This window comes from Spirosoma daeguense (assembly GCF_054776875.1).
In genome coordinates, this window is record NZ_BAAHBF010000006.1 from 18,662 (window position 1) to 40,499 (window position 21,838).

General features: G+C 46.8%; 17 protein-coding genes. 6 read left to right on the forward strand and 11 right to left on the reverse strand.

The genetic code is table 11. From position 1 onward, the window contains the following. Positions 1–46: 46 nt before the first annotated feature. Complete coding sequence (locus tag ACYVD4_RS19465; protein WP_460948629.1) at positions 47–382, reverse strand: FKBP-type peptidyl-prolyl cis-trans isomerase; 336 nt, start codon at positions 380–382, stop codon at positions 47–49. Between the two features lie 353 nt (positions 383–735). Here ACYVD4_RS19465 and ACYVD4_RS19470 point away from each other — a divergent pair, with 353 nt between their 5' ends. Further along, the gene (locus ACYVD4_RS19470) at positions 736–2,325 is read left to right on the forward strand and encodes a serine hydrolase domain-containing protein (RefSeq protein WP_460948630.1); all 1,590 of its coding nucleotides are present in this window, start codon (positions 736–738) and stop codon (positions 2,323–2,325) included. Between the two features lie 85 nt (positions 2,326–2,410). Here the strand turns inward: ACYVD4_RS19470 and ACYVD4_RS19475 are convergent, their stop codons facing one another. The 3 genes from ACYVD4_RS19475 to ACYVD4_RS19485 are packed head-to-tail and all read right to left on the reverse strand — an operon-like array spanning position 2,411 to position 6,206. Next, positions 2,411–4,657 carry a xanthine dehydrogenase family protein molybdopterin-binding subunit gene (locus ACYVD4_RS19475; RefSeq protein ID WP_460948631.1) on the reverse strand — a complete coding sequence of 749 codons (2,247 nt, stop codon included), beginning with the start codon at positions 4,655–4,657 and terminating at the stop codon, positions 2,411–2,413. After that, positions 4,654–5,664, reverse strand: a complete 1,011-nt coding sequence (locus ACYVD4_RS19480; protein ID WP_460948632.1) for an FAD binding domain-containing protein — start codon at positions 5,662–5,664, stop codon at positions 4,654–4,656. Before ACYVD4_RS19480 ends, ACYVD4_RS19475 begins: the two co-directional genes overlap by 4 nt. Then, positions 5,661–6,206, reverse strand: coding sequence for a (2Fe-2S)-binding protein (locus tag ACYVD4_RS19485; protein WP_460948633.1), 546 nt, complete (start codon positions 6,204–6,206; stop codon positions 5,661–5,663). Before ACYVD4_RS19485 ends, ACYVD4_RS19480 begins: the two co-directional genes overlap by 4 nt. Positions 6,207–6,424: 218 nt before the next feature. Here ACYVD4_RS19485 and ACYVD4_RS19490 point away from each other — a divergent pair, with 218 nt between their 5' ends. Further along, positions 6,425–7,390 carry a YihY/virulence factor BrkB family protein gene (locus ACYVD4_RS19490; RefSeq protein WP_460948634.1) on the forward strand — a complete coding sequence of 322 codons (966 nt, stop codon included), beginning with the start codon at positions 6,425–6,427 and terminating at the stop codon, positions 7,388–7,390. Between the two features lie 178 nt (positions 7,391–7,568). Here the strand turns inward: ACYVD4_RS19490 and ACYVD4_RS19495 are convergent, their stop codons facing one another. The 5 genes from ACYVD4_RS19495 to ACYVD4_RS19515 form a co-directional block, all read right to left on the reverse strand. Beyond that, on the reverse strand, positions 7,569–8,564 hold the full coding sequence (locus tag ACYVD4_RS19495) for a sialidase family protein (RefSeq protein ID WP_460948635.1): 996 nt from the start codon (positions 8,562–8,564) through the stop codon (positions 7,569–7,571). 142 nt (positions 8,565–8,706) lie between these two features. Next, positions 8,707–9,021, reverse strand: coding sequence for an L-rhamnose mutarotase (rhaM, locus tag ACYVD4_RS19500; RefSeq protein WP_460948636.1), 315 nt, complete (start codon positions 9,019–9,021; stop codon positions 8,707–8,709). A gap of 216 nt (positions 9,022–9,237) precedes the next feature. Beyond that, positions 9,238–10,632, reverse strand: a complete 1,395-nt coding sequence (locus ACYVD4_RS19505) for an FGGY-family carbohydrate kinase (protein ID WP_460948637.1) — start codon at positions 10,630–10,632, stop codon at positions 9,238–9,240. Positions 10,633–10,747: 115 nt separating this feature from the next. Further along, positions 10,748–12,022 carry a TIM barrel protein gene (locus tag ACYVD4_RS19510; protein WP_460948638.1) on the reverse strand — a complete coding sequence of 425 codons (1,275 nt, stop codon included), beginning with the start codon at positions 12,020–12,022 and terminating at the stop codon, positions 10,748–10,750. A 105-nt stretch (positions 12,023–12,127) separates the two neighbouring features. Further along, the gene (locus tag ACYVD4_RS19515; RefSeq protein WP_460948639.1) at positions 12,128–14,233 is read right to left on the reverse strand and encodes a bifunctional aldolase/short-chain dehydrogenase; all 2,106 of its coding nucleotides are present in this window, start codon (positions 14,231–14,233) and stop codon (positions 12,128–12,130) included. A 228-nt stretch (positions 14,234–14,461) separates the two neighbouring features. Between ACYVD4_RS19515 and rhaT the strand changes: the two genes are divergently transcribed. From rhaT to ACYVD4_RS19535, 4 genes are all read left to right on the forward strand, one after another. Then, a complete protein-coding gene (gene rhaT, locus ACYVD4_RS19520; RefSeq protein WP_460948640.1) occupies positions 14,462–15,499 on the forward strand; it encodes an L-rhamnose/proton symporter RhaT in 1,038 nt (345 codons plus the stop codon). Between the two features lie 180 nt (positions 15,500–15,679). After that, on the forward strand, positions 15,680–16,975 hold the full coding sequence (nhaD, locus tag ACYVD4_RS19525) for a sodium:proton antiporter NhaD (protein WP_460948641.1): 1,296 nt from the start codon (positions 15,680–15,682) through the stop codon (positions 16,973–16,975). A 188-nt stretch (positions 16,976–17,163) separates the two neighbouring features. Beyond that, positions 17,164–17,733 (forward strand): hypothetical protein, encoded by a 570-nt coding sequence (locus ACYVD4_RS19530; RefSeq protein ID WP_460948642.1) that lies wholly within the window; start codon positions 17,164–17,166, stop codon positions 17,731–17,733. Positions 17,734–17,739: 6 nt separating this feature from the next. Next, a complete protein-coding gene (locus ACYVD4_RS19535; protein WP_460948643.1) occupies positions 17,740–19,863 on the forward strand; it encodes a cation:proton antiporter domain-containing protein in 2,124 nt (707 codons plus the stop codon). Between the two features lie 66 nt (positions 19,864–19,929). Here the strand turns inward: ACYVD4_RS19535 and metF are convergent, their stop codons facing one another. Beyond that, positions 19,930–20,889, reverse strand: a complete 960-nt coding sequence (gene metF, locus ACYVD4_RS19540; protein ID WP_460948644.1) for a methylenetetrahydrofolate reductase [NAD(P)H] — start codon at positions 20,887–20,889, stop codon at positions 19,930–19,932. A 62-nt stretch (positions 20,890–20,951) separates the two neighbouring features. Next, positions 20,952–21,821, reverse strand: a complete 870-nt coding sequence (locus ACYVD4_RS19545; RefSeq protein ID WP_460948645.1) for a phosphatase PAP2 family protein — start codon at positions 21,819–21,821, stop codon at positions 20,952–20,954. Between the last annotated feature and the right edge of the window lie 17 nt (positions 21,822–21,838).

Below are 21,838 nucleotides of genomic sequence, written 5' to 3' on the forward strand. Positions count from 1 at the left end.
TGAACAGATTGGCAATCATCGCTTTGTCATTTTCAATGCGTATCAATTACAGGATTTTATGGAGGATCAATTTTATTACAAGTGTTGAATCAGGATGAACATTAGGAGGATAAGACTTTCTTTTTACCAGATTTGGGGGCGAAATTATTCTCTTAACCTCCCCTACTCGCATGCCGTTTAATGCTTCGTCAACCGCTTGAGTGGCCTGATTACCACCAATCAAAACCTTTACGGGCGTAGTGGAATTTTCATTAGAATATAATACTGTCCCGTTTCGATAGCTTGTTGTTTCAAACAGTAAAATTTCCTGTCCCAGCCTAGCTTTGGGGCCACTTCCTTTTTTTAGGATTGAATATTGCAAGCCAGAACCAGTTTTCTTCATAGTGACGGCTTTACAACCCGTTAAATATATGAGTAAAATCAGCACCATTCGAATTGATACCGTTAGTCGAAAGTAAGGAGTTGTTTTGTGCTGATTATTTCTAGAACAGATCATACACTCAAAAGAATTAACGAAAAACCGTCGGTGAGGGGAATGAAAAAAAGTTGCGTAAACCTATTGTTCTGGCCGCTCAACCAAACACTGTTCCTGTAAAAGCTTGTAAACGAAATGTAAAACTTAATCGAAACTAAGCCGACCAGCTTAAAGCAGAGCTATAACTATCAATGTTGTAAATAGTAGGGCAGTACGCTTTACAGCTTTACTGAAAAACCCCGTATTCCATTCCCAACCCGATGCAACTGAATCGTAGAACTTTCCTCCAGCAACTGGGCTTTGGTGCGGCCAGCCTGTTCGTTGCTACGTCGTTACCAGCCAATACCATTACGCTCCCGTATCGCACGGGAAAATTACCGCGAAGCCTTCCCGAAGCGCAGGGCGTTTCGCCGAGTGGAATACTCGACTTTGTGAATGCCATCGAAAAACGTAATCTCAACGTACATAGCCTGATGGTTTTGCGGCATGGGCAGGTGGTGGCCGAAGGCTGGTGGGCACCATATGCTCCTCAGTTTAAACATACGCTGTATTCGCTTAGCAAAAGCTTTACGTCGACAGCGGTTGGCATGGCCGTTGCCGAGAAAAAACTGAGGGTTGAGGATAAAGTCGTTTCGTTTTTCCCAAACGACGTACCCGCTACCGTTAGCACAAATCTGGCCGCCATGCGGGTGAAAGATTTACTGACCATGTCGACTGGTCACGACAAAGACACGACACCAGCACTACGTGAAGGTGGTGCCGATGCTAACTGGGTTAAAGCATTTCTGGCACAACCCGTTGACCACCAACCCGGAACCCATTTTGTTTACAACAGTGGTGCTACGTATATGCTGTCGGCCATTGTACAGAAACTGACGGGACAACCCATTCTTTCCTATTTGAAACCCAAACTATTTGGTCCGTTGGGTATTGAGGGCGAAGATTGGGAAGTATCGCCACAGGGTATCAATACGGGTGGTTGGGGATTACGGCTTCGGACGGAGGATATTGCCAAATTTGGCCAGCTCTATCTGCAAAAAGGTGTATGGAACGGAAAACGACTCATTTCAGAAGCCTGGATCGATGAAGCAACCCGTTTTGAAGTACAATCGGCTGGCGGTGGCAAACGCCCGAAAGAAGAAAACGACTGGCAACAGGGCTATGGCTACCAGTTCTGGCGTTGCCGAAACGATGCGTATCGGGGTGATGGTGCTTTCGGGCAGTATTGCATCGTATTGCCGAAGGAAGACGCCGTTATTGCCATGACTTCCGAAACAGCCGATATGGGCGCTGTTCTGGATGAAGTATGGCAGAATATTCTACCAGCACTACGTGGCACGGGTGATAAAACGAATCAGGCAGCCCTTACCAAAAAACTGGCTACGTTAGCGCTTGCGTTGCCCAAGCAGGAATCAACAGCCACAATGCAAGCAAAAGTGAGTGGTAAAACCTATTCGCTCGCTGATAATAGCCTGAAAGCCAAATCTGTTACGTTAACGTTCGGGAAAGACGGTTGTATCTTCAAACTACAGGATGATCGAGGTTCTCATCAGGTGAACTGTGGTATAAACCGTTGGATCGAAGGCAGCACTACGTTCCCTACCCTTCCACTTCGCCTGACCAATACGTCGATACCCGGCGAAAGCAATACCACCGTAGCAGGCAGTGGTACATGGCAAGATCCAAATACGTTTGTTATGACCTGGCGATTCATTGAAACGGCTCACTATGACACGGTTACGTGCCGTTTCTCAGACGATAGTGTTCAGGTAGAATTCCAGAAAAGTCTGGTAAAAGTAAGCGGAGCCAAGGAGCAACGGCCAGCGCTAACCGGGAAACTTGTTGCCTGATGGTCAGTATGTAAATCTATAAACGAAACATCCCGAAAGTATTACGCTTTCGGGATGTTTCGTTTATAGATTTAGACCTTCTGCTTTACATTACTTTATCCAGCGTAATGGGTAAATCACGAACGCGTTTTCCGGTGGCATGAAACACCGCATTGGCAATGGCTGCAGGCATACCAACAATGCCAATTTCGCCCAGACCTTTGATTCCCAGCGGATTCACTACGTTGTCGTGTTCTTCTACAAAAATCACGTCGAGGTCCTGAATATCGGCGTTGACCGCTACGTGGTACTCAGCCAGATTGTGGTTTATAATTCGGCCGAGCTGGTGGTCCATAATGCTTTCTTCTTCCAACGCCTTGCTAATTCCCCAAACCATACCGCCAATTATCTGGCTTCGTGCGGTTTTTGGGTTTAACACCCCTCCACCGGCAATTGCACTTACTGCCCGTGTAACCCGAACTGTGCCAAAATCTTCATCAACTTCCACCTCAACAAAAACGGCGGAATGAGCCGCCCTTGCGTATTTTCGTTGTTTCAAAAATTTGGGCAATCCGGTCGACGTTTCGCGCACGGCCGCACCACCATTCGAGTCGACTACCGCCTGTAAGGAAACAAAAACAGACGGATCACTTTTTAACTGAATCGATTTATCAGCAAACACTACGTCGGCAAAAGATACTCTGGCAAACGGCGACTTAACCATTTTTCGAGCCAGTTTGAAAAGCTTTTTAGCTAGATCTTCGCAAACAGTTTTCACCGCCGTACCAACCGTAGCGGCTGTCCACGATCCCCCTTCGATGGGTGCAACAGGCATATCACTATCGCCCAGTTTGAACAATACGTCTTCCATCGGCATTCCCAACGTATCGGCGGCAATCTGGGTCATGATGGTATACGTACCGGTTCCAATATCGGCGGTTGCGCTACTTACCCGAAGTTTACCATTTACCATTAAAACGGCTTCGGCTCGGGCCGGCATCTGATTGGCCTCCCAAATGCCAGTAGCCATGCCCCAGCCAATCAATACGTTTTCTTTACGCATTGAGCGCGGTTCGGGGTTACGTTTCAACCAGCCAAACCGCTCAGCGCCCTGCCGAAAACATTCCCGTAACTCTTTGCTGGAATAAGGCAAATCACTGTTTAAATCTCGATCTGTATAGTTTTTTAGCCGAAACTCAACCGGATCAACTCCAGCTTTGAAAGCTAGTTCATCGATAGCGCACTCCAAAGCCGAAATCCCGGTTACGCCCCCCGGTGCCCGCATGTCGAGCGGTGTCGTTACGTCAAGTGGAACCAGTTTGTAATCAAGTTTTACGTTTGGAGCTGGGTACAACATCCCGCCCCAATTCACAATCACTTCGGTATAATCTTCAAACTGTGATGTTTCAGAAACGGCATCATGATAGAGAGCAGTCATCATTCCATCGGCCGAGGCTCCTAATGCAACCCGTTGTACCGTAGCTGGCCGGTGACCGAACGTAAACATTTGCTGACGAGTAAGTGTGACTCGAACAGATCGTTTTAGTTCACGCGCAGCCATTACGGCCATAAACAATTGATATTGAGGCCGTAAACCGGAACCAAAAGCCCCACCTACGTAGGGTGAAACAACGCGGAGATTTTTAAACGGTATATCGAACACCTGCGACACGTACAGGATGCTATTCGTTACGCCCTGTGTCTTATCGTAAATTGTGTATTTCCCGCCCGATTTGTTACGCCCCTTTTCATACACCACAGTAGAGGCAAACATCTCCATCGGATTGTGGTGCTCCATACCGTGAACGTACTCGGCGTTTGTCTGAAACGCAGCCTCGGCAAATGCCTGTTCAAAGTTACCACGCGGTTTTGGCGGAGGTGGCTTCAGTAACGACGCTACCCCTACCGAAGGTTTACGGGCTTTTTGGCGATTTGACTGCACGTCTGTTTCGTGCTTATGTTCCTCATAATCAACCTGAATAAGTGAAGCCGCATACCGTGCCAGTTCAAATGTTTCGGCTACAACCAAAGCAATCGGCTGTGCGTTATAACGAATCGTAGCATCGCGCAACGGACGAAAAGGCGAGCCAGGCGGAGCATCCTGATCTTTATAATTCATATCGAACCAGGCAAGCTTGGGCCGATTTTCATGTGTAAAAACCTTTATAACGCCGGGAAGATTCAGGGCGACATCTGTATTGATTCGTTTGATTTTCCCTTTGGCGATGGCACTGTTTACTACGTAGCCATACAACAAATCCGAGGCCTCAAATTCAGCAGCATATTTTGCTTTGCCAGTCACTTTATCGTATCCATCGATTCGATTCAGCGGTTTTCCTATGTATTGTGTCATGCTACGTTGTTGAGTTTAGCGGCTTGCATCAACGCACGAACAATTGCCCGTTTTGCTAATTCTATTTTAAATGTATTGTGGCCAAAGCCCTGAGCACCTTCCAGCATAGCTTCGGCAACTTGCTGAAAATTAGCTCTTGATGGTTCTTTATTGGCCAGTAGCATTTCTGTTTCGGGTCGTCGCCAGGGCTTGTGTGCTACGCCACCCAGTGCAATCCGGGCTTCTGAAATACGTCCATTCTCAATTTCCAGCGCAGCCGCCACCGATACCAGCGCAAACGCATAGGAGTTGCGGTCGCGGAGTTTTATGTAGGCGTAATGATCAGAAAATCCGTTGGGTGGTAAATCAATAGACGTAATAAGTTCGTCGGGTTGAAGCGTATTATCGATATGGGGTTCATCTCCGGGAAGCCGGTGGAATTCGGCAAACGGAATACTACGTTCACCATACGGCCCCGTTACATGTATAATAGCTTCGAGAGCTGCCAACGCTACGCACATATCCGACGGATGTGTAGCGATGCAATGAACATTCAGGTCTGAAGCTTGGGTGCCTAAAATAGCGTGAATACGATTATAGCCATGAATAGCCGAACAACCCGAACCCGGTTCCCGCTTGTTGCAGGGCGTTGCTGTATCGTAGAAATAATAGCAGCGGGTCCGTTGCATCAGATTTCCGCCGTCGGTAGCCATGTTACGTAGTTGAGCCGACGCACCTGCCAGAATCGCCTTCGATAACAACGGATAGCGATCAGCTATGTTTGGGTGGTATGCCGTATCAGCATTCGTTACCAAAGCACCCAGTCGAAGACCTCCTCCTTCGGTTTCGGTTATGGTAGCCAATGGCAATCGCGTAATATCAATTAGCCGCGTGGGACGCTCCACGTTTTCCTTCATCAGGTCAATCAGGTTCGTACCGCCAGCGATGAATTTTGCAGTTACTTCGGAAGCTCGTTCGCGAACGGCAGTAGCTACGCCATCAGCTCGGGTATAGGAAAAAGCGTTCATATCGTATCCGTTTGGGGGTTCATGACCGAGTGAATGGCCGTAACAATATTTGGGTAAGCGCCACAGCGACAGATGTTTCCGCTCATCAATTCGCGTATATCATCGGTTGTTTTAGCCTGTCCTTCGTTCATCATTCCAATGGCTGAACAAATCTGTCCGGGAGTACAATAGCCGCACTGAAAAGCATCGTGATCAATAAATGCCTGTTGCACAGGATGAAGTGCATTCGAATCTGCTTCTGTTGGCTGAGCAATGCCTTCGATAGTGGTAATGGCTTTATCCTCTTGCATGATCGCGAGCGTCAGACAAGAGTTGATCCGTTTATCATTGACCAGTACGGTACAAGCTCCACATTGACCGTGGTCGCAGCCTTTTTTTGTACCGGTCAAATGCATGTATTCACGTAGTGCATCAAGTAACGACGTCCAGGGAGCAAGCTGCAATTCTATCTGGTTTCCGTTGACAGTCAACCTTACCGAATGCATTTCGGGCAGTGCAGTTGGTTGTGTTCGCGAGGGAGATGGTTCGACAGTAAGGTTCATGAGGTTCAGCAAAGTCTATTGAATCTATATAGCTTTCGAACTACCAAACCTTTGGGATGTTCATAAAAATTTACTAAAAACAGACAATGGACCCGGAATGCTTATTCTCATAGCAGGAAGGGAACAACTAGCCACTCATTTGGTTAATTAATCGTATTACTCAACGCAGAACGGCTACTAAGAACAATTTTAAGCCGATTCGAAAACGAAAAACTTTCATGGCAACCCAAACTAAGAACAACTTCTTTTCCGATGCCTGGACGGTTGTTGGCGATGCATTCAACGGATTTCTGGACGATCGATGTTTGAAGCTTAGTGCAGCACTGGCTTATTACACGGTGTTTTCGCTGGCTCCACTGCTGGTCTTAATCATGTCACTGGCCAGTATTTTTTTAGGCGAAGAAGCCATTCGTGGACAAATATTTTCCCAAATCAATGGGCTTGTTGGCAATCAGGCTGCGGCCCAGATTCAGGATATGATTAAAAGTGTGGAATTGTCGGGCAAAAGCAACGTAGCACTGGCTGTCGGTATCGTTACGTTAGTGCTGGGCGCAACGAGTATTTTCATTGAAATTCAGGATTCTGTCAACCTGATCTGGCGCGTAAAAGCGAAACCAAAACGGGGATGGGTTAAACTGATTAAAGACCGGCTACTTTCTTCGTCGCTGGTGGTAAGTCTGGGATTTCTTTTGCTTGTATCGCTGATTGTTAACGGATTAATTCTGGCTTTAAGCGACCGTCTGGCCCGTTTCGTACCTGGTTTAGGCGTTTATATTATTAGTGGATTTAATTTCCTGATTAGTACAGGCGTTGTGGCTGTGCTGTTCGGCACCATTTTCAAAGTACTGCCCGACGCCAAAATTTCCTGGAAAGACGTTCGTTGGGGCGCCTTTTTTACCGCTCTTCTTTTTATGCTCGGGCGTTATTTGATTGGTATCTACATCGAAACAACCGGCACCAGTTCGACATACGGTGCTGCGGGTTCGCTGATTGTGATTCTGGTCTGGATTTATTACACAGCCGCTATTCTTTATTTCGGTGCCGAATTCACACAATCATACGCCAATCATTTTGGTATTCGAATTGAACCCGCCGACTATGCAGTTTACGTAGAACAAACCGAGCGCGAACGTACCGTAGCGGCTATTCCTGTCGATAAAATTGTAGAAGAAGCGAAGAAATGAATTCCTAAATTGTTTTATCCATTTGTTACGTTTGCCAGAGCGTAAATGTCTGCTCAGATAATACTAAAATAGCTTGGTTGACAAGAAAATAAATTCTGTCAACCAAGCTATTTTAGTATAAACCCGATTAGTTTCGAATCGTCTTGCGATTTACCTTCGGCAAATCTCAATACAAAAATCAGGGCATTTTACCAGCATCGAGTACTACGTGCCGAACGCGCTGACGCTTCCATGTATAGGTTACGTGAATCAGGCCATCCTCAGTTTGGATAACAGCTGGATAGGAATATTCACCAGGCGCATTCTCAAGCACCGCCAGTGTTTTCCAGGTTTTGCCATCGTTCGAAATAGCAATATCGAGCGGGGTACGGGGGCCACCGAATTTACCTTTAACGGGTGATGTAGGATTATAAACTAACACCTGACGACCGTCTTTTAACGTAACGGCATCGGTACCTGAGTTCGGATTAGGTAACGATGTTTTTTCCAGTTTCGACCAGGTTTTACCGCCATCTTTCGACCAGGTCTCCAGAATAAAGCCTGCTTTCTGACTGCGGCAGAGGGCCTGCAACTCGCCGTTCGGATGAAACAAGACACTGGGCTGAATGGCACCATCCGTAACACCGTCGTTAATAGCAGGCGTCCGAGTCCAGGTTTTTCCCAGATCGCTGGTCATTTCGAAGTGAACCCGCCAGTTGTGATCTTCCGAACTGGTCGGACAAAGTAGAACGCCCGATGGCAATAAAACGGGCTTGTTTTTGATCGGCCCAACAATGTCATCGGGAAGTTTTTCAGCCGCCGACCAGGTTTTGCCGTTATCTTTCGACCGTTTCAGCAATCCCCACCAGGTCGACGGGCTTGGGCCAACTTTATAAAACAGTAACAACTCACCATTGGGCACCTGAAACAGAACCGGATTCCAGGTTGGTAGTCGTTTCCCATCGGGCTGTACACCATTAGCTACTTCAACCGGGGTGCTCCAACCGGATTTTGTGTGGTTACTAACCCAGATACCAACATCGGGATGGCGTTCATGCGTACCGCCAAACCAGGCCGCAACAATTCCCTCTGGCGTTTCGGCCAGTGTCGATGCGTGACATTCTGGAGTTGGGGCTTTTTCATAAATCAATTCGCGTTGACGAATGGCCGGATTTTCGGGCTGGGCAAAAGCCATAGAAACGGACACTAAAGAAATTGCAATAGTGCGTAGCCAGTATTTTTTCATGTGTAGTAAATAAACCGATGAGAGCTGGTTAATAGTAATATGTATCGATACGTTCGCTCTGTGCCACTACGTATTGACTTACAATAATAGGCTAATCCATATGAAACACCCGCTCCAGACGTATCGCTACAGGTGAATTATCGGGGTATGTTTCCATTAAATCGGCCATGTGTGCCCACCATTTCTGCATAATTGGCAATTCGGGCAACGTATCGGCGGTGTGTTCGGGAATTCGTTTCTGAACAGCAAAAAGTGTTCCGGTGGGGCGGTCAAGATAAATCGAGTAATCGCGTATGCCCGCGTCTTTCAACGTAGCAGCTAGTTCGGGCCAGATCTCGTCGTGGCGACGCTGGTATTCAGCCTCGACCCCCGGTTTCAGCTTCATTGTAAATGCGATTTCTTCCATATTTATAAGGGTTCAGTCAGGTATACTTTTGTTGCTACGTCTGGCCAACGTATTACTGTTTCATGTTGTAAGGAGCCATAATCCTTAAAATTGGGCTTGTGCAACAAACGTAACAGCACAAATTAATCCCAGAATTTGAGGACAGATGAGATGCATTTCATCTGGCTGTAAAGGCTCAAGCAAACAAGTTCGAGCCAATCAGTAATCTGAAGCGTATCAATGTGTAGTTACAGACGAAGTGTATTTTTTAAGGTCTACACAATCACCCGGTAATGGATTTGGATTCCAGTCTTTGTGGATCGCTAAAGCGGCTCCTAATGCCGAAGCCTGCGCTACCGATGCGGCATACACTTCAATATCGGGGAAAGCCAGTGCCAGCAGATTCATGTAAATCGGGTTTTTACCAAAGCCGCCATCAACGAAGATTCGTTTTACTGGCGAGCCTGCCAATACTAGATTCGTCGAAATCAATTGTTGAGCAACAATGTCGAGCATGAGCTGGTGATAGGCTTCGGTATAATCCTCAAAATCAGCCAGATTACGCTGACCAAACAATGAACCCTTCATCGACAGCAACTGATTTCCTTTAGCATCTGCTCCGGTGGTTACCTGACTGACCCGCTGACGCAACCGCTCAATCACGGAAGGTATGTAAGGGACTCGTTTGTATTGGTCAATTGGTACCTCAAAATGTTCAGCCAGTCGTTTTACCTGTTGCTCGTGCTCATAACCCGCAAACAACCGAGCCGACTTCACCGGCTGCCCTTTGTAATGCATGTAGTTCAGGCAGTCGTATTGCAACTCTTCGGGCGTTAGCGGTCGATTGTTAAACGGATTCATACTTACGCACCACGTACCCGTCGAAATGAGCACAAACGGTTCCAGAAACGAAGCCAGATAGGGAATCAGTGCCGATGAGCTATCGTGCAACCCTACTCCTACCAACACCGATGACTCATCTACAGTCACCGACTTTACCGAATCAGACGGAACGATCGGTGCTAATTTTTTATCGAGTTGTTCATCCGTAACCCACTTATGATAACGTTGCTGATCGAAATCCCAGAGCATGGTATGACAACCGATGCTGGTCATATCCGAAACGGGCCACTTACTGATCAGATAGCTTACGTATTGTGGTAGGTGCAACGCATGAGCCATTTTAGCCAGTAGCTCCGGTTGTTCGTATTTAATCCGATAAAGCTGAAGACCTGAGTTCAGACTTCCCAACGAGGGCGACGCCGTTTGACGGGTTATATCAACTTCAGAGCCATACGTAGTGAAAAACTGATTCGACAACGTAGCGGGATACGCTTTAAGGTAATTATACAACTGTCCCAGCGGCTCCCCATCTTTGTCAATATAAACCAGCGAAGCTCCATACGTAGAAAAGTTAACAGCCTTTACGGTGAACTCAGGCATACGTAGCACATCAGCCAACGACGTAGTGACCCAGCTACGTAGCAGGTTCACATCTTCGCATAAGTCCCCATCTTCATCGGGAATTTCATCAAACTGCTCTGATTTTTCCCAGACAATCCGATACTGTTCATCAAAAAGAAACAGCTTTTTATTGGTCTTACCGATGTCGAAAATTGCAACAACGTTCATGTGTGATGAATTATAAACGATAAGTGATGAACGATAAGTGATGAGTTTGCTGACGCCAATAGTTATAGAATGCGTCAGCAAACTCATCACTTATCGTTCATCACTTATCACTTCTTTACAGTCCCGTAGCGAAAGTTTTGGCACCGCGTTCGCCGATGAGTTGCTGGCGAATACCCTGTTGCCGATAAAGACCAAGTGGATTCAAGGAGCCTCCTGCCCGACGACGTGCTTCGGCAACCAATGGTCGAACATCTGTACGGAAAGCATCCTGAAGAATTTCCTGCGCCCGAACCGGATCGTTGGCTTCGCGTGCTTCTTCAAGCGCATCCCGATCAACCAGTAAAGCCTGAGCATAAGCTAGTTGAATCGCTTCGACCGATTGAAGCAAATCTTCGAGCGGGTCTTTTACGTTGTGACTGGCGTCGATCATCCAACCCAGATCTTTGGCGTGATTCATGCCACGTGCATCCATACCGTCGACTAATTCGGTGAAAATCAGGAATAGCTGATAAGGACGAATGCTACCTACAGTTAAATCGTCGTCGCCGTATTTGGAGTCGTTGAAATGGAATCCGCCGAGTTTACCCTGATGGAGGAGAATCGCCACAATCTGTTCGATGTTGGCATTTGGCAGGTGGTGTCCCAAATCGACCAGTGTGTAGGCTTTCGGACCCAGTTTGCTGGCATACAGGAAACTACTTCCCCAATCACCAACGGTCATCGAATAGAAATTCGGCTCAAATGCTTTGTATTCGACAAAGATTTTCCAGTCGTCGGGCAAGGCAGCATAGATTTCCTCCAGACTCGCCAGCGTACGGTCGAAAGCTTTCCGGAAATTTAGCTGACCCGGAAAACAGGAACCATCTGATAACCAGACCGTCAAGGCATCCGATCCCAAGGCAATACCATGACGTATCACCTCAATATTGTGGTCGATGGCCTGTTGCCGAACAGCCGCATCGGTATGTTGCAGCGAACCAAATTTATAGCTTAAAGCTTGGCTGGGTTGATCCTGAAACGTATTGGAATTAACAGCGTCGAACCGAAGTCCGTGACTGGCAGCCAATTGTTTGATAGCTTCCGCATCTGTCGGAATATCCCACGGAATGTGTAGCGAAATTGCGCCACTGGCCCGGTTGAGTGCATGAAGCAGACCCACATCAGAAATTTTCTCTTCCAGCGAACGCGGTTCGCCACCGCCCGGAAAACGACCAAAACGAGTGCCGCCCGTTCCTAACGCCCAACTTGGAATAGCAACCTGAAAATCAATTAATTTCTGAATAATTGGCTCAGCCTTAGCAACTTCATTTGTCCAGTACGACAGTTTCCGTTGATGCCCTTCCAGTTGAGACTGGTTATAATCGGCTATATGTTCAGTTTGGATTTGCATAAGGGATTAGATTAATGAATAATGTACAACGCATAATGAATAATGCTTCTATTTATATTGCATTATTACCATTACACATTGTACATCATCACTATACATTAAATTCTACCGCACAAACGCCATAGCAACGCCACCGTCTACGTTCAGTACGTTTCCGGTCGATTTAGCCAGCAGACCGTTTACACAGGCCAGACAGGCATTGGCGATATCTTCGGGAAGAATAATTTCGTTCAGCAATGTCCGCTTGGCGTAGTAGCCAGGCAGTTCGGCAACCGTAATGCCATACGCTTTGGCACGGCCTTCGGCCCAGGCACCTGCCCAGATTTTCGAATCGGAAATAACTGCGTCCGGATTCACTACGTTCACCCGGATGTGATCTTTGCCCAATTCAGCCGCATTCAGACGGCTTAGGTGTAGCTGAGCGGCTTTAGCCGAGCCATAACCAGCGTTATTTGGACCAGAAACAAGTGCATTTTTGCTGACGATATTGATTACGTCGCCACCCAGTTTCTGCTTCCGCATAATCTCAACACCTTTCTGTGTGACGAGGAACTGACCTTTCACCAGTACGTCATACAGCAGATCCCAATCTTTCTCGGTATGCTCTTCAATAGGTTTTGAAATGCTCAACCCGGCACAGTTCACAATAATATCTACACCACCGAACGCCAGCACCGCCGTATCGAACGTAGCAGAAATCGTGTCCCCTTTTGTTACGTCCAGTTGGTCGGCAGCGTAAGCATCTTTGCCATACTGCTTCAGAAATTCGTCTTTAGCGCCAGCCAGCCGGTCAGCATCGTTGTCGTTGATCACAACCACGGCACCTTCTGACAGGAATTTCTTGGCAATAGCTTTACCAATTCCACCGGCACTACCCGTAATCAGGGCGATTTTACCAGAGAGTGGTTTTGGTTTTGGCATCCGCGAAAGTTTTGCTTCTTCCAGCAACCAGTATTCAATATCGAACGCTTCCTGTTCGGGCAAACCAACGTAGTCAGAAACGGCTTCAGCGCCTTTCATTACGTTGATGGCGTTGGTATAAAACTCAGCCGCTACCCGCGCCGTCTGTTTGTCTTTGGCAAACGTAATCATACCCACACCCGGCCACAGAAATACGACGGGATTCGGGTCACGGATGGCGGGGCTGTTGTCGTGTTTGCAACGCTCGTAATACGCGGCATAATCAGCCCGGTAATCTTCGAACGCTTTTTCCAGATAAGCCGCACTATCGGCTCCAGCCAGTTGCTCAGGATCAAGTACGAGCGGACGAATTTTTGTACGCAGGAAGTGGTCAGGGCAGCTTGTTCCAAGACGGGCCAGACGCGGCAGATCGTTCGAGTTAACGAACTCCAGCACCCGTGGATCGTCGGTAAAATGACCGATCATCTGGCGGTAGCTCGACGCCATACCACGTAGCGTTGGCATCAGGGCTGCGGCTTGTTTCTTACGTGTATCTGCATCCGTATTTTCGCGGGCAACACCACCGAAAACAGGCCGTTTTTTACCGAAATTCTGATGCAAGTATTCCGACGCCTGCTCAATCACTTCCAGCGTATTGATATACGATTCATACGACGTATCGCCCCAGGTAAACAGGCCGTGACCGCCCAGAATGATACCACGCAGATTTGGGTTTTTCTGAATAGCCGCTTCCAGTTGTAAGCCAAGGTCGAAACCAGGACGCTGCCAGGGAACCCAGGCCATCTTATCGCCCCAGATTTCGTGCATGATCGCTTCGCCATCTTTGCTGGCGGCAATAGCAATAAGTGCATCTGGATGCAGGTGATCGATATGTTTATAAGGTAATAGACCGTGTAATGGCGTATCGATAGAAGGTGCAGCACATTTAGGATCGAAGAGGCAATGATCGAACAGGCCAACCATTTCGTCTTCAAACTCCAGACCACGATAGCGGCTCTTCAGCGCATGCAGGCGCTCTACGTAGAGATTGGCGCAGCCTTTCTTGGTCAGCGTACCAATATCGCCACCCGAACCTTTCACCCACATTACTTCAACGGGCTCACCAGTCAACGGGTTGGTTTCCATCAGCTTAACCGACGTATTACCACCCGCGTAGTTGGTCAGGCGCAGGTCGGCACCGAGTAGATTGGACCGATAAATAAACAGGGCTACTTCGTCGCCGGCGAGTTCTGCCGCCTTTTGCTCATCCCAGAGATAGCTAACGTAGTTGAACGCTTGCGTCGTATTCATAAAAGTTTAGTAAGTAGTATCTATCTGTAATCTTGTTTTAAGCAAAGTACGTTTAATTTGAATTCTCCTGTTTCATGTACTCTCCTGTAATTAAAAAATTTGATGCGGTCAATTTCACTTCGTAGTAAACATAAAACGAGAAGGCCGTAAATAGGACTAATTAACAGGAGAGAACAGGTAAGTTCAGCTATAGTACGCTACTTACATTTGTAAAAATCACTAAAAACCGTGGCTGTAATCTGGGGTGTTGTTCTTCATGCGCTGGGCGGGTTCGCGTCTGGCAGTTTTTATTTGCCGTATAAAAAAGTTAAAGGCTGGGCCTGGGAAAGTTACTGGTTCATCGGCGGTCTGTTTTCCTGGATAGCGGCCCCTCTGATCATGGGTTCGTTAACCGTACCAAACTTATTCGGCGTGCTGGAACAAGCCCCTTCCGAAACCAAATGGTGGGTGTACTTCTGGGGGGTAATGTGGGGCTTTGGCGGTTTAACCTTCGGGCTGGCGATGCGCTACCTCGGTCTGTCGCTGGGCATGGCCGTTACGTTAGGTTTATGCGCTGTTTTCGGTACGTTGGTTCCGCCGATCTGGGATGGTCAGTTTGGTGAGCTTATCCGCACTACATCCGGGCAGTTTGTGGTAGCGGGTGTAGGCGTCTGCGTCGTCGGTATCGCTATCTGCGGTATTGCGGGTATGATGAAAGAACGGAGCTTGTCGGAAGAAGAAAAAAAGGCTGTTATTGCTGAATTCGATATTAAGAAAGGTCTGGTGGTGGCCATATTTTCGGGGGTGATGAGTGCCTGCTTTGCGTTTGGTCAGACAGCCGGACAACCCATTGCCGAAATAGCGGTGCAGAACGGTACCGATCCGCTCTACATGAACAATGCTACGTTGGTTATTATCCTCCTCGGCGGTCTTACTACGAATTCGATCTGGACGATTTTCCTCAACATTCGCAACCGCACCTATACTGATTATTCGAATTTTTCAACGCCCGTTCTGGCAAATATCGTTTTCTGCGCGCTGGCTGGTTTTACCTGGTATTTCCAGTTCTTTTTTTACGGCATGGGCGATAGCAAAATGGGTGAATACAAGTTCTCGGGCTGGACGCTTCACATGGCTTTTATCATTGCATTCAGTAGCCTCTGGGGGCTTTATCTGCACGAGTGGAAAGGCGCGAACAAAGCCACCATGCGTACCATTACGCTGGGCATTCTGGCCGTAGTTCTCTCAACAGTTGTTGTCGGAATTGGCAATTATCTGGCGGCTTAATAGACCTGATTTCAGTACAACGTAGCGTTTCATACTCATGGCCAATCAACCGGTCATAGTACGAAACGCTACGTTGTTTTTAAGGCAAAAATGGAATACGTCATACCACCAAAACGGTTTAATTGGGAACAATAACTACCATAATGCTATTCTATATCTATACCAGATATTATTCACTTGATGCTCATTTTACTTATCTCATGCTTTGTTATTGGATACGTTCTCATTACACTCGAACACTCTATTCGTGTCAATAAAACGGCAACAGCGTTAATAACAGGTGTTTTATGCTGGACTATCTACATACTGGTTAGTTCTGATCATGAGTCAGTTATACATCATTTAGGTGAACACCTGGCCAGTACGTCCGAAATTCTATTTTTCCTCCTTGGGGCCATGACCGTCGTCGAATTGATTGATGTACATGATGGCTTCACCGTAATAACCGACCGCATTGCCAGCAGAAACATTCGCACACTTCTCTGGATTATCAGTTTACTTTCTTTTTTCCTGTCGGCCTTACTCGACAACCTTACTACGTCGATTGTGATGGTTTCGGTGGCCCGGAAACTGATTCGCAATCCCGAACAACGACAGGTGGTAGCGGGTATGATTATCATTGCCGCGAATGCTGGTGGAGCCTGGTCACCCATTGGCGACGTAACAACAACCATGCTCTGGATTGGCGGTCAGGTTTCGACCGTTAATATCATTCGGACATTGCTATTGCCGAGTTTAGTAGCGATGCTGGTTCCGTTGCTTTTAATTACACGTTATTATCCAGCCGGAACGCAGACCGAAGTGGTTTCGGCTAAACATGGTATTAGTCGGCCCTATGTAACTCCAGCAGCCCGCCGTGATCGTCGAATAATGCTGGCCGTTGGATTAGGCGGTATGCTCTTTGTTCCCTTTTTCAAAACAACCACACACCTTCCGCCTTATATGGGGATGATGCTGGTGTTAGGGGTGATCTGGGTTGTTTCCGAAATCATTCACAGCGATAAAGATGAAGCTGAACGCCAGAAGTTTACAGCCTCATACGCGCTCAGCCGAATCGATACGTCGAGCGTTTTATTCTTTCTGGGTATCCTGCTGGCGGTAGGTTCGCTGGAAGTAAGCGGGATTCTACGACAATTAGCGGGTTCTCTAAATCAGGCCGTTGGCAATCTCGACCTTATTGTTTTGCTTATTGGGTTGCTCTCGGCCGTTGTCGATAACGTACCGATCGTTGCGGCCGCCATGGGTATGTATGACATTCAAACCTATCCTGTAGATAGCAAACTCTGGGAATTTCTGGCCTACTGCGCCGGAACAGGCGGTAGCTTACTGGTAATCGGTTCTGCTGCCGGAGTTGCTGTTATGGGTATGGAGAAGCTGGAATTCGGCTGGTACTTGCGCAAAATAAGCTGGCTGGCATTGGCCGGATACGTAGCAGGCGCTCTGGTGTACCTTACTACGTATACGTGGTTTCAATAATTCGATCACAACTATCGCTCTTGATGAATACGTAGTGCATTATGTTACGTATTAATGACATCGTGTAGCCAAATTCTATAAAAATCATACTTTTTCAATTTTTTATGCATTTTTACAGGTTAATTATCTGTCTAAAATTGTATATTAACCCAACCTACTCAAGTTATATCCTTTAATATGTTACAACTATGACCAATTATGTGGCGATCCTATTGCTTGGTTCAGGACTGCTGCTTGTCGGTTGTCATGACAAAGAACGAGAGCAACAACTTGAACAAAGAGAACAGGCTTTATTAGAGAAAGAGAAGCAATTTGCGCTCAAAGAAGCTGACTACCAAAGCCTGACGAAAATGCGTGATAGCCTGATGATAAAGCAGGATACTACCATTGTTGCCGCCTGGCCTTCGTCAATTGCCGGTCAGTGGAATAGTAAGGTTATTTGTATAGAATCGAACTGCCCTGATTATGCCGTTGGCGATCAGCGTTCCGATTTATGGGAATTTAGCAGCGATTCAACGCAGATGGTAACCAAAGTGATCAATAACAATAAACTCGTTCGGGTTTTTGGGGCCAACTACGCCGATAATCAAATCAATCTCAGTTACAAGACCGATTCAACAGCCGCCAAACAGGTAAATATGAATGTGTTGCTGAATGAAATTTCGGCATCTAAATTAAAAGGGACACGTACCGTAATGGTCGACAACAAATGCACTGCCCGGTTTTCAGTTGAATTAAGCCGCAACGCCAAAGAGTAAGCCAGTATGATCATTCTGAGTATTCACAACCTATCATTACCAATTGAAGACCCTGTTTTAAAGTTTCTGGTAGTGTTGGTTATCATTTTGGCAGCTCCTATTCTGCTCAATAAAATTAAAGTTCCGCATTTGCTGGGGCTTATTATTGCCGGGGCAATTATTGGCCCTAATGGCTTCAACATACTCGCCCGCGATAGCAGTATTGTCGTTACAGGAACAACGGGGCTGTTATATATCATGTTTCTGGCCGGGCTGGAAATTGATATGGGTGATTTTAAACGGAATAAATGGAAGAGCCTCACCTTTGGCCTTTACACGTTTACTATTCCGCTGCTATTAGGCTATCTGGGAGCTTACTATTTGCTGGGTTTCACCCCATTGACGTCAATTCTGTTTGCCAGTTTGTTTTCGTCACATACCCTGATTGCCTATCCGCTGGTCAGTAAGTTGGGCGTAAGCAAAAACCTCGCGGTCAACATAACCGTTGGCGGAACCATGATTACCGATATTCTGGCGCTTTTGGTGCTGGCCGTTTCGGTAGGCATGGCTCAGGGCGATGTAGGCAGTGCGTTCTGGATAAAATTGTCGGGATCGGTGTTAGTTTTCGGGTTAATTGTGTTGTTTGTTTTCCCGATTATCGGCCGATGGTTCTTCAAGAAAGTAAACGATAAAATCTCGCAGTACATTTTTGTACTCGTCATGATTTATCTGGCAGCGCTGCTGGCGGAGTTAGCAGGTGTCGAAGCCATTATTGGTGCCTTTCTGGCCGGATTGGCTTTAAATCGGTTGATTCCACATACATCCTCGCTCATGAATCGGGTTGAGTTTGTGGGGAACGCTATTTTCATTCCCTTTTTTCTGATTAGTGTAGGTATGCTGATCGATTTTTCGGTCTTCTTTAAAAGCCTTGAAACCATTAAAGTAGCCGCTTTGATGACCATTCTCGCAATTGGCACCAAATATCTGGCGGCCATTGCCACACAAAAAACGTTCAGACTTCGGAAGGAAGAAGGCGGATTGATCTTCGGGCTTAGTTCAGCATCGGCTGCTGCTACGTTAGCGGCCGTTCTGGTTGGTTATAACATCATTATTTCGGAGAATGAAGCGGGTGAACCTGTGCGGCTTCTGAACGAACACGTACTGAACGGAAGCATTCTGATGATTCTGGTTTCCTGTACCGTGTCATCGTTTGTGTCGATGGCGAATGCCCAGAAGATTGCCGAAACCGATCACGAGGATACGGTTGCCGGTAATAGTCGGGAAGAAGAGAACATTTTGCTGGCCGTCAACCACGCCGAGACTGTAGAACGAATGGTAAATCTTTCGCTCATAATCAAGGCTAAAACTAATACCAACCGCCTTTTTGCGCTGAATGTGATTAATGAGGAAAAGAAAGAATCGTCGGTTAAAAATGCGGAGAAAATCCTGCATAATGCCGTTCATATTGCTTCAGCAGCCGATGTTGCCATTAATCCGCTAACCCGTTACGATAACGATGTTATCAACGGAATCAGCAATGTAATCAAGGAAAAGAAAGTTACCGATTTGCTGGTTGGAATTGAGAACAGTAAAGGTTTTTCGCCTTCGTTTGTCTATAATTTATACAATGGTTATTTACAAAATGATACAGCCAACGTACTGGTTTATCACGCTGTTCAACCCATCTCTACCATAAAGAGACATATTGTGATCTTGCCCCCCAAATCGCATACTGAGCCGGGTTTCTTTCATGCCTTGCTACGTATCTGGAACATTGCCCGCAATTCGGGGGCTACACTTAGCTTTTATGCCGAAATCGCTACGTTAGACGTACTTCAGAACATCCTCCGGAAAGTTGCAATCGAGGCCGACTTCACCCCTATTCGAAATTGGCACGAAATGGAACGGGCAGCAAAATCGCTGAACAATGACGAGGGATTGATTCTGTTAATGGCTAAGCGGGATACGCCCTCTTATCTTCCGCAAATGCGGGTTATTCCCGACATGCTCAATTCAAAATTTACCGACAAAAACTACCTGCTTGTTTTCCCGCATACTGATACCGATGAAGAATTTATTGAACAGCGGTCGGTGAGCAATCATGGCGATTTCGTTGAAATCGGAAATATTATTGGGAAGATATTTAAGTAATTTTTTCACCACAATTAATCAACAACTTGTCCGGTCGTGTTACGTAATACGACCGGACAAGTTGTATTAAAACAATTCGCGGGCAATTTTCATTACGTTATCGGCTTTGCCCATGGTGTAGAAATGCAGCACAGGCGCACCGGCAGCTATTAATTCCCGGCCTTGCTGAATACACCAGTCTACCCCTACCTGCCGGGCTTGCTGATCATTTTCGCAGGCTTCTACTGCTTTTACCAGATCGGTAGGCATATCCAAATGGAACAGCTTGGGTAGAATTTGTAATTGCTTACGCGTACTTAATGGTTTTAGGCCTGGTATAATCGGAACGGTGATTCCGTGTTGACGACACTTCGCTACGAAATTCAGGTATTTCTGGTTGTCGAAAAACATCTGTGTTACGATGTAATCGGCACCCAGTTCAACCTTCTTTTTCAAATAATCGAAATCAATATCATGATCGGCAGCTTCGAAATGTTTTTCGGGGTAAGCCGCTACACCAATACAGAAATTACTGGGTGCCAGTGCCGTATCTTCTTCATGCAGATAAACGCCCCGGTTCATATTTGCCACCTGTTCTACCAGTTCACTGGCATAGGAATAACCATTTTCTTTGGCTTTAAACGTAGTAAATGGCTTGGCAGGATCACCACGTAGCACGAGCGCATTGTCGATGCCCAGATAATGTAAATCAATCAGAAAATCTTCGGTTTCTTCACGCGTAAATCCGCCACAAAGGACATGCGGCACCGGATCGACGCCGAAACGGTGCATGATAGCCGCACAGATGCCGACCGTTCCGGGTCGTTTACGCGTCACAATTTTCTGAATGGTTCCATCAGGCAGCGGGCGTTCGATGTATTCTTCCCGGTGATACGTTACGTCGATAAACGGTGGCTTGAACTCCATCAACGGCTCGATATTGTCGAGCAGATTTTTCAGATTATCGCCTTTAATGGGCGGAATAACTTCAATCGAGAAAATGGGTTTGCCGTTGGCAGCCTTAATGTGATCGGTAATTTTGGTCATCGTTGAAAACAGGAATCGCTACGTGATTTCGTTACTAGGCGATTCGTAAAAAGCGGAGAAACTTACCGCGAGAACACAGACAGTTGCACATAGATTCCGTTAGCTGATCCGTTACTCCAGGGCTGAATATCGAGTCGGCGACCTAACGCTGTCTGATTTTTTACTTCGTGCAACTTTGGGATTCCCCAGCCCACCAGTGAACCAAATGCCGCTCCGGCTATTAAATCGGTAGGGTAATGTAGGCCACCCTCATAACGTAGCACGGCGGTGGCGGTGGCTAATCCTAAAGAACCTACCCAGACCACTGGTTTTAGTTTCGAATGCGGAAAATAATGACGGAACACTTCACCCGTAAAAACGGCAGTAGCAAATGCATTCGAAGCGTGCCCTGAAAAAAACGACTGCCGGGCGTCACGTTCCAGCTTTTCAGCCATTGGCGCGTCAGGATTGTAAACGAACGGGCGCGTGCGTTGAGTTAAACCTTTTACAATTCCTTTCACTCCATTAGTCAGCAACATGGTTTCTACATACATCACAGCAACAGTTTTCAAATCCTGCCGCATTGGTTTTGTACCCAGCGTAAGTAATCCAGTAATGCCGATGGTTCCGACCAGCGTTACGTCGCTGAGCTTACCGGCCGTTTTCGACCAATGAAATGTTGCTTTCTGATCGAACGAATTAATATCAGTACGTTTGAGCGCGTTAATATCGGCCTGCGTTAGCGGGTCGATGGCGTGGCCAAGCGCCAGTGATGCGCCAAACGTAGCAGCACCCACTCCTAACAATGTCAGCTCCCGCCCGGTACGTAGTTCGTATGGCGATTGGGCACTAAGCGACGTAATGCATAATGGAAAATGGAAAATGAATAATGCGAGGCTTATGCGTCTTTTCTTCAGGATTTCTTTCAGGCTACTCTTATTCGATTTTACCATTCTTGCTATGTTCATTA